Origin of the sequence: Mycolicibacterium pyrenivorans, assembly GCF_025821625.1 — a bacterium.
Lineage (GTDB): Bacteria > Actinomycetota > Actinomycetes > Mycobacteriales > Mycobacteriaceae > Mycobacterium > Mycobacterium pyrenivorans.
This window is the reverse complement of the sequence record NZ_JACKSH010000110.1, coordinates 25,994-34,784: the sequence shown is the minus strand read 5'-3', so window position 1 is coordinate 34,784 and position 8,791 is coordinate 25,994. Positions and strand designations below refer to the sequence as shown.

Annotated in this window: 5 protein-coding genes and 3 pseudogenes; 3 read left to right on the top strand and 5 right to left on the bottom strand. The window is 64.2% G+C overall.

The features are described 5' to 3' along the window. Positions 1-33 precede the first annotated feature (33 nt). A pseudogene (locus H7I57_RS14450) lies at positions 34-1,345 on the bottom strand (IS256 family transposase). A gap of 427 nt (positions 1,346-1,772) precedes the next feature. Between H7I57_RS14450 and H7I57_RS14445 the strand changes: the two are divergent. Then, on the top strand, positions 1,773-2,300 hold the full coding sequence (locus tag H7I57_RS14445) for a hypothetical protein (protein ID WP_264024232.1): 528 nt from the start codon (positions 1,773-1,775) through the stop codon (positions 2,298-2,300). Positions 2,301-2,340: 40 nt separating this feature from the next. Here the strand turns inward: H7I57_RS14445 and H7I57_RS14440 are convergent, their stop codons facing one another. Continuing rightward, positions 2,341-3,516 (bottom strand): DUF4062 domain-containing protein, encoded by a 1,176-nt coding sequence (locus tag H7I57_RS14440; protein ID WP_264024230.1) that lies wholly within the window; start codon positions 3,514-3,516, stop codon positions 2,341-2,343. Positions 3,517-3,754: 238 nt separating this feature from the next. Here H7I57_RS14440 and H7I57_RS14435 point away from each other — a divergent pair. Next, positions 3,755-4,288, top strand: a pseudogene (locus tag H7I57_RS14435) (IS1634 family transposase); the annotation flags it as partial. A 109-nt stretch (positions 4,289-4,397) separates the two neighbouring features. On the opposite strand, the gene H7I57_RS14430 reads toward H7I57_RS14435, so the two are convergent. Genes H7I57_RS14430 through H7I57_RS14420 form a run of 3 tightly spaced genes read right to left on the bottom strand, consistent with a single transcriptional unit; the run spans position 4,398 to position 7,557 of the window. Further along, entirely contained in the window at positions 4,398-5,387 is a 990-nt protein-coding gene (locus tag H7I57_RS14430) for a tyrosine-type recombinase/integrase (protein ID WP_264024229.1), read from the bottom strand. Then, positions 5,384-6,319 carry a tyrosine-type recombinase/integrase gene (locus H7I57_RS14425; RefSeq protein ID WP_264024226.1) on the bottom strand — a complete coding sequence of 312 codons (936 nt, stop codon included), beginning with the start codon at positions 6,317-6,319 and terminating at the stop codon, positions 5,384-5,386. Before H7I57_RS14425 ends, H7I57_RS14430 begins: the two co-directional genes overlap by 4 nt. Continuing rightward, positions 6,316-7,557, bottom strand: a complete 1,242-nt coding sequence (locus H7I57_RS14420; RefSeq protein ID WP_264024235.1) for a tyrosine-type recombinase/integrase — start codon at positions 7,555-7,557, stop codon at positions 6,316-6,318. The genes H7I57_RS14425 and H7I57_RS14420 overlap by 4 nt, the downstream gene beginning before the upstream one ends. A 135-nt stretch (positions 7,558-7,692) precedes the next feature. Between H7I57_RS14420 and H7I57_RS14415 the strand changes: the two are divergent. Then, a pseudogene (locus H7I57_RS14415) lies at positions 7,693-8,676 on the top strand (IS1634 family transposase); the annotation flags it as partial. Positions 8,677-8,791: the final 115 nt, after the last annotated feature.

The window sequence follows — 8,791 nt, the reverse complement described above, 5'->3', positions numbered from 1 at the left end:
GAGGAATTGTCAATACCTGTGGATCGGGGTTTTTCAGGCGACCTCCGTCCCGGTGTGCTCGTCGCCGCGTGAGGGCGGTGTTGGTGGGGTGATGTCGGCGGGGCGTTCGAGAAGTTTGCCTTTGTGGAAGACTGCGCCGGCACGGACCAGGGCAACCAGGTGTGGCGCGTTGACGGCCCGCCAGCGGGCCTGTGCGGCGTCGATCAGCTTGTAGGCCATGGCAATCGCGTGATCCCGGCCCCTTGGTGACCTTCGTTCTCAAACGCACCGTGGCAAAGGTGCTTTCGATCGGATTTGTCGTGCGCAGGTGAATCCAATGTTCGGCCGGGTACTTGTAGAACTCCAGCAGGACGTCGAGGTCGTCGACGATCTTGGCGACCGCCTTGGGGTACTTCGCCCCGAAGTCGACCTCGAAGGCCTTCACCGCGACCTGGGCCTTGTCGATATCCTCGGCGTTGTAGATGTCTTTGATCGCCGCCAGCGCCGCCGGGTGCGCGGATTTCGGCAGTGCGGCAAGGACATTGGCCTGCTTGTGAAACCAGCACCGCTGCTCGCGGGTCGCCGGGAACACCTCGCGAACCGCCTTCCAGAACCCGAGGGCACCATCGCCGACGGCCAGCACCGGGGCGGTCATGCCGCGGCGGCGGCAGTCGCGCAGCAGATCGGCCCATGACTCGGTGGACTCCCGGTAGCCGTCGGTGAGGGCAACGAGCTCCTTGCGGCCATCGGCACGCACGCCGATCATCACCAGCAGGCACAGCTTGGTCTGGTCCAGGCGGACCTTGAGGTGGATGCCGTCGACCCACAGGTAGACGTAGTCGGTGCCGGACAGATCGCGGCGCCCGAACGCCGCGGCTTCGTCTTGCCACTGTGCGGTCAGGCGGGTGATCGTCGAGGCCGACAGTCCGGCACCGGAGCCGAGGAACTGCTCCAGTGCCGGCCCGAAATCGCCGCTGGACAGGCCGTGGAGGTATAGCAGCGGCAGCACCTCGCTCATCTGCGGGGACTTACGTGCCCACGCCGGCAGGATCGCCGAAGAAAACCGCTGCCGCGCACCGGTATCGGGATCCACACGGCGGTCGTTAACCCGCGGCGCCGTGACCTCCACCGCGCCGGCGGCGGTCAGCACCTCACGCGCCTGGTGATAGCCGTTGCGCACGACCAGCCGGTGGCCGTTCTCGTCGAGCTGGTCGGCGAACTGGGCCACGTAGGCCGCAACCTCAGCCTGCAACGCCGCGGCCAGCATCTGCCGGGCACCGTCACGGACGATCTCGTCCAACAACGACCGACCAGCACCGCCGGTGCTTTCGTTGGCCTCCTGGGCATCGTGAACTACCGTGAGCATGGGCGTACCTTCCCGAACCAGCGCGCCAACGCCGGCTCATGATCAGACCTCGGATATTCAGATCATCCTCGGGAAGGTGCGCCCACTTTCACGCCCCCTCGCCGAGGCTCATCCACAGGTTCTGATCATTGCTCNCTCATGATCAGACCTCGGATATTCAGATCATCCTCGGGAAGGTGCGCCCACTTTCACGCCCCCTCGCCGAGGCTCATCCACAGGTTCTGATCATTGCTCATGGCACATCCCCCTGTACGACTGTCACCAGCTCATCGCAGCGATCACGAGTTGGAAGCTACTCCAAGCCATCGACAGATGCGGCCGCTCCGGTTCGCCGTTCGCGTTGCTGAGTCTTCGGCCTCGCCGTCAGCGCATGCAACACTGGCGACCGTCGGTCGAGTTGTCACACCTCGTCGGTAGCGTCGCGCCCATGCTCATCGAATCCTGGAACGAAGAATTCCAGGCTCACTTCATCGTCGGCGAGCATCCCCCGCCCGTATTCGTCTACGACGTAGCTCGAGCGTTGATCGGCAACCAAGCGATCACCGCGGTCCGCACGACATACGAAATCGGGCGCGAATCATCGGAAGGCATCGAGCGACCCGCGACGTGGCGGTCATGGCTGGTGCTGAATCAGTCGTCCCTCGCCCACTTCGATGTCACCTTCGATGCCGTCTTCTACGACGAATACGAGGAACGCGATCGCGGATCTCAACCTGTGCCCGGCTCGGTGACGACGTGCTGGCAACGCAGCCTGGCAGACGTCGTGCGTTACCGCATGACTGGCTTCGGCCCGGTCGCCGCGGAACCGCAGCGGTGGGGCGCGCTGCACGGCGTCGAACTCACCTTCACCAACGGACAAACCATTGAGTTACCTGGCGAAGTCGGGCTACACGGGCCAGATCGACAACGTGCGAACGACTTCCACGCGGCACTGCGCGCGGCGTGTGCGCTCTGAGCGCCCCGCCCCACCGACGCGCTCACGTCCTCGCCGTAACCTACAGCCGTTCCCGAAGCTGCGCAATGATCGCGTGCGCCAGGTCGGCGCCGAGGTCGCCGAAGGAACTTGTCAGCCGGTGCGTCGGTACCACGAAATCACCGCCGGCTCTCAGTTCAGCCGGCCCCGACATCGCCACCCGTCCGCTGTTACGGGTTCCGATCAGCCCCGGATTGCCTTCACTGACGCGATCGGCCCGCGACAGGCCAGTGGCCACTGTCACCGATTCTGTCTCGGGAAGATGCGCCGAAACGGCTGCGAGGAGTGAGGCCAGATCGGTCTGCAGACCCTGCTGGTCAACCAATGCACCGATCATGTCCGTATCCAGCGACTGAAATGCGCACACTCCCGTCGAGTGGACCAGCGCACCGCGAAACTGCTCGACTGTCTTCCGCTCCGGAAACGAACCCGATGATGACGTGGCGGGCGGGCGAATCGCCCATCCGAACCCGTCGGCGGCGTCGATGACCAACTGGTCGCCTTCGGCTACCCAGCCGAGATTGCGCATATCTCGCGCCAGCTGACGAGCGCGTTTTTCGACTTCTCGTAGGCTGGGCGCGCTAGAGACTCCGATGCCGACCGCGTGGAACTCGAGCACCGGCGCAGACACTGACGGCGGGACGAAGGTATTGCGGTGGCCGACGAACCCACTAACCGGAACGGCCGCCCGGGAAAGCTGGATCTCACTCAACCACGGCACTATCACTGGTTCGGGCAAAGCCGACCGTGGAACCGGACCCCGTTCTGCGCTAAGGGCTTTCAGCGCCTCGCCGACGGCCTGATTGCAGCTGGCCGCATCAGTGAAGGAACGCCAAAGTCTCCCGTTGACGTAATGGCCGACCTCGTTCTTGAAGTCCGCCTGCGCCGGTTCGTCGTCCTCGTCCACAATCTTGTTGAACACCAGGATTGGGATGCCGCGTTGACGCGCCCGCCGGAACTCCTCTGCCGTGGGCGATAGACCCGTGTCCTGGAACGGCGTCCCGTACCGCGGGCCCAGCAACAGCAGGTAGACATCTGCGGCTTCTACTCCAGCGAGGCAGGCCTCACGGCTCGACCGGTCCTGAGCCTCGAAGTCCTCGAACCTCAGCGGGTCGTAATCGAACAACCTCAGAAACGGCGGTAGTGCCGCGCGCTCCTCCTTCAGCAAGTACGTCACTGAGGAGATGAAGACCTTCATGAAGATGCTCCTGAGTCGCCTGACGGTCCATAACCGTGACCACCGACACCTTCTGCTACCCGGACGGGCTCAATCAAATGGAACGGCCGCCGTTGTGACGACGCCGATCGAGCGATCATTGCTCTTCCTGACTTGGCTCACTTTATGGACTCAGGGTTGACAGCGGCCCGCTGACCTGTGGTTCTGTGTGCGGATCGGCCGATATTTGAACACTAAAGTCGGGTCGTAGTCTGCGCTGGTGGCCTACATCCGGACCGTGAAGACCGCTTCGGGGGCGACCGCGGTGCAGGTGGTGTGGTCGTGGCGGCGGGGATCACGCTCGATTGAGCACATCGGTTCTGCGCACGACGAGGTCGAGCTGGCCGCGCTGAAAGCGGCCGCGGCGATACGCTTGGCGGCCGGGCAGACCGAGCTGGACCTGGGGCTCTCCGACGGACTCGAGCCGGGCACGTTGCCGATCACGTCCTCGCAGATGACCCATCTGTGGGACGGATTGTGCACTGCCTACCGGGTACTGGGATTCGAGTCGGTAACCGAGGGCGACACCGTATTTCGCGACCTCGTGCTGGCACGGATCATCGAACCCACCAGCAAGATCGACGCGGCCCGGGTGCTGGGCGAAGTCGGCGTCGACGCGACCTCCTATGCCACCCTCAAGCGTCGACTGCCGATCTATGCCCAACCGTCCTGGCGGCAATCCCTGGCCGCGGCAACCGCTCAGCACGCCAAGCTGGGGCCGGCATCACTGGTGCTCTACGACGTGTCCACCCTATTATGCCGACGTCGGCATAACAACGTTTGTGCCGATCTTTCGGTTATGCCGATGTTTCGGGTTGATGCGCAGGTCAGTGGTGCCGCTGCCGCTTGAAAGGTCGGCATATTCATAGATTGTTGAGCCAGGCGAGGATGTCGGGCTCGGGGTGGTAGGTGCCGGGTTTCGTGTTTGGTGGCCGGGTCCGGTCGATCGCATTCTGCTTGATGTTCATGTCGGCGTGCAGGTAGGCGTCGGCGGATTGGGTTCGTTGGTGTCCGAGCCAGAGCGCGATGACGGCGACGTCGACGCCCTGGGCGAGGAGGTTCATCGCTGCGGTGTGGCGCAGGGTGTGGAGAGTGACGTGCTTGTCAGCGATGCTGGGGCAACTTGCTGCTGCTGTGGCGAGGTGGATCGCGAGTCGGCGTTCGAGCGCGTCGCGGGAGAGGTGATCACCGCCGGGTCCGCAGAAGAGAGCCTGACCGGGGCGGGTCGCTCGCTCGGTGAGATAGGCGCTCATGACCGCGACGGTGGTCGCGGTCAGCGGCGTTGCGCGTTTGCGGCGGCCTTTGCCGGTGCAAGTGATGCTCGCTGCAGATCCGAAGTGGGCGTTGGAGGTGGTCAGTGAGCACAGTTCGCTGACCCGCAGTCCGGTCTGGATAGCCAGAACGAGTAGCGCGTGATCGCGTCGGCCGGTCCATCGGGTGCGGTCGGGGGCGTTGATCAGAGCGTCGGCCTCGGCGCCGGTGAGGAATTCCAGCATCGGCCCCGGGTGGCGTTTAGGTGGCATTGCCAGGACGCGGGTGATAGTGGCGGCATGCTCGGGATGATTGACCACAGCGTGGGAGAGCACGGCCCGGATCGCGAATAGCCGGGAGTTGCGTGTGGAAACGGTGTTACCTCGCTCGGTTTGCAGGTATTCCAAGAACGCGGAGACGGCTTCGGCGTCGACGTCGGTGAAGTCGATGCGTTCGGCTCTGGTGCTGGTCGATTCTGAGAGATATCTGATGAGCATCCGCCAGGTGTCACGGTAGGAGCTGATGGTGTTGGCGGCGAGATCGCGTTGGGTGTGAGCGAACACGGTGAAGTATGTCTGCAGTTCAATGGCTAAGGCGGTCATGATGTTTCGCTTTGTTCGATGTCGGGTTCAAGTCGTTGCGCGGCGGCGGCGAGCAGTTCCGGGACGGCGCTGAGGTACCAGTAGGTGTTCTCGACCGCGGTGTGCCCGAGCCAGGTTGAGAGCAGGCCAAGGGTTCGAGCGGGGTCCGCACCGTGGGTGTAGGCGGCGACCATGTGTCCGGTGGCGAAGGTGTGCCGCAGATCGTGCAGCCGTGGTCGACGCTGCCCTGGGACGCTCAGCTGCAGGGAGTCGACCAGGGCGCGGAAGTGTTGCTCGATCGTCTCGATGACGAAGCCGGTGCCAGCGGCGTTGACGAAGATCGGCCCGTCTGTCGCCGGGCGGGTGGCGAGGCGCTCGGGCAGGTTGATGTAGGCAAGCAATGCCGCTGTGGTGCTTGGGTGGATCGGCACGAGCCGATCCAGCGGTCTCTTCGTCCCATGGACGGTCAGGACGTTCTGGTCGGCATCGAGGTCTGTGATTCGCAGGCGTGTCGCCTCGCCGATCCGTAGACCGGTGGCGGCTAACAGCCCTATGAGCGTGCGCATTGTCGCCGCGACCCGAACGGTTCTGAAGAACGACGAGCACCCGTCAAGGAGCCGGTCGAGGTCTGACTGGGAGTAGATGTAGGGGGCGCATCGGGTCGTTCGGACCGGCAGCAGCCCTTTGGGGATGATCGGCGCCTGCGCGCCAGCCGCGTTGAGGTAGGCGGCAAATGGCCGCACGGCAGTCAGCCGTTGTGACCACCACACCGGGCGGGCATCTAGGGGTTGGGTTGCCCATTGCACAGCCTGGTCGATCGTGAACACCTCGGTGCTGCCACGCTCGGCGAGCCAGTCGCAGAACTGCCGAAGCAGGTATTCAGTGGTCTTGAGCTGAAAACCCAACTGGCGGCGCGCAATCAGGTAGGCGTCGAGGTCATCGTGCAGGCTCATCGGGGCACCTGACCGAAAGCCACGGTCAGCGTCTGCAAGGAGACAAGGTCTGTCCGGGCGTATACCCGCGTGCTGGAAACGCTTCGATGCCCCAGGAGCTCCTGAGCCTCGACCAGCGAGCCGCCAGCGGTGATCACATTCATCGCCGCGCTGTGCCGCAGACGGTGCGCATGCACGACACCGAGACCGGCGGCTTCAGCGCGGTGTTTGACGATGTCGGAAATCCCGGCACTGCTCAGCCGTCGGGTCGGCGGGCGCAGACGCACGAACAACGCCCGATCGGTCGCGGCGGAGGGACGCACGCGCAGCCATGCGACCAGGGCTTCGCCGACATCGACCGGCAGCGGCAGAGTCAAACGCCGCTGGTTCTTCCCCACGACGCTTAATCTGCCTGCAGCCCAATCGAGGTCATCGAGCATTAAGCCCGCGGCCTCCCCGGCGCGCAACCCGAGACGCCACAGCGCGGTGATTACCGCGCGATCCCGAATGGCCGAGACGGTGCGTACGTCACACGCCGCGAGCAGGGCTTCGATTTGGGGCACGGACAGACCGCGCGGCAGCGTCACCCGAGAAGCGCGGGCGCGTAGGATCCCGCCGGTTAGATCACGCTGCAGACGGCCGGTGGCCAGCGCCCAACGCATCAGAGACCGTAAAGCGTCAACGATGCCCGTGCAGGATGCCGATGAAAATCCATGGGAACGCCAGCCGAGGAAGCCATTGAGGGCATTGACATCGCAGCGGTGCCAATCGACCGCGTCATTTCGGGTCAGCGACTCGACGAACTCGCCGACCCACTGACGTCGGTGGCCGATGCACCCTCCGCTGATCCCGCGCACCTCACGCTGCCAATGCGCCCATTCCTCCAGCTCCTGCTCTGCAGCTGCACTGAGTGGCCGGGCCACCCTGCGGCCAGGACGCCTGGGCCGCTTGCGAACTGGGTGAACCCCGCGCAGATGGCCGGTCTCGATCAGAAAGCGCCGCAGCGCCGGCAGCCGCATCTGAACCAGCTGATGGCCCGGCGCACCGGGTGGATACGCGGCCTCGAATTCCTCAAGGACCCCGACAGATAGGGCATCGAGCCCCACGTGCTGGTCGGCCATCCACGCGCTCAATCCGCGGGCCACTCCCAAGATCTGGGGAGCCATCGTCTGCGCATATCCTTCGGCCGCGATCCAGGCCGCGAGCCGATCCATCACCGACACTGCCAGCGGACCACAAGCCGCTACGGGCACCGTCATCACGACAATCACCTCCAAGTAGACGAGTACTTGGAGCCTCGCACCGAAATGCTTATGCCGACCTTTCAAGCGGCAGCGGCACCACTGACCTGCGCATCAACCCCAAACATCGGCATAACCGAAAGATCGGCATAAACGCTGTACTTCGAGACCGATGCCGGTGATGGATTCCGTGAGCCGGGGTTCTCGAAGGAACGGCGCCTGGAACCGCAGATCACCCTCGGATTGCTCACCGACGCTTCGGGGTTCCCGCTGACCGTCGCCGCGTTCGAGGGCAACAGGGCCGAGACCGCGACCATGCTGCCGGTCATCAACGCCTTCAAGACCGCCCACCAGCTGTCTGATGTCATCGTCGTCGCCGATGCCGGGATGATCTCTGAGGCCAACCAGGTCGCACTGCAGGCCGCCGGGCTGTCCTACATCCTGGGCGCGAGGATTCCGTTTCTGCCTGATGTGGTTCGCGAGTGGCGCGACAAACACCCCGACGAGGCAGTTCCTGATCAGCTGGTGCTCACCCAGCCCTGGCCGGCCACCAGCAGCGAGAAGGCCCGCGGCATCCCGGATCGGGTGATCTACTACCAGTTCCGCCATGACCGGGCCCGCAGAACGCTGCGCGGCATCGACGAACAGATCGCCAAAGCCCAACGGGCCGTCGATGGCCACGCACCGGTCAAACGCAACCGGTTCATCAAGCTCACCGGAGCGACCAAGACCGTCAACCGCGACCTGGAGGCCAAGAACCGGGCGTTGGCCGGGTGGAAGGGCTACACCACCAACCTGACCACCGTGACCTCGGAGTTCGTCATCGACGCCTATCACCAGCTGTGGCGTATCGAGAAGAGCTTCCGGATGTCCAAGCACGACTTGCAGGCCCGCCCGATCTACCACCACACCCGTGAGTCGATCGAGGCGCACCTGAGCATCGTGGTCGCCGCCATGGCCGTCAGCCACTTCATCGAGACCCAAACCGGTTGGAGCATTAAGAAATTCGTGCGGACCGCACGTCGTTACCGCACCGTCCACATCAAGGCCGGCCATCAGATCCTCACCGCCGCCGATCCGCTACCCGACGACCTGCGCGACGCCCTCGCCAACATCAGCACCAGACTTGAACACTAAATTGAGCCAAGTCGGGTCAGAAACGGCGGTAGTGCCGCGCGCTCCTCCTTCAGCAAGTACGTCACTGAGGAGATGAAGACCTTCATGAAGATGCTCCTGAGTCGCCTGACGGTCA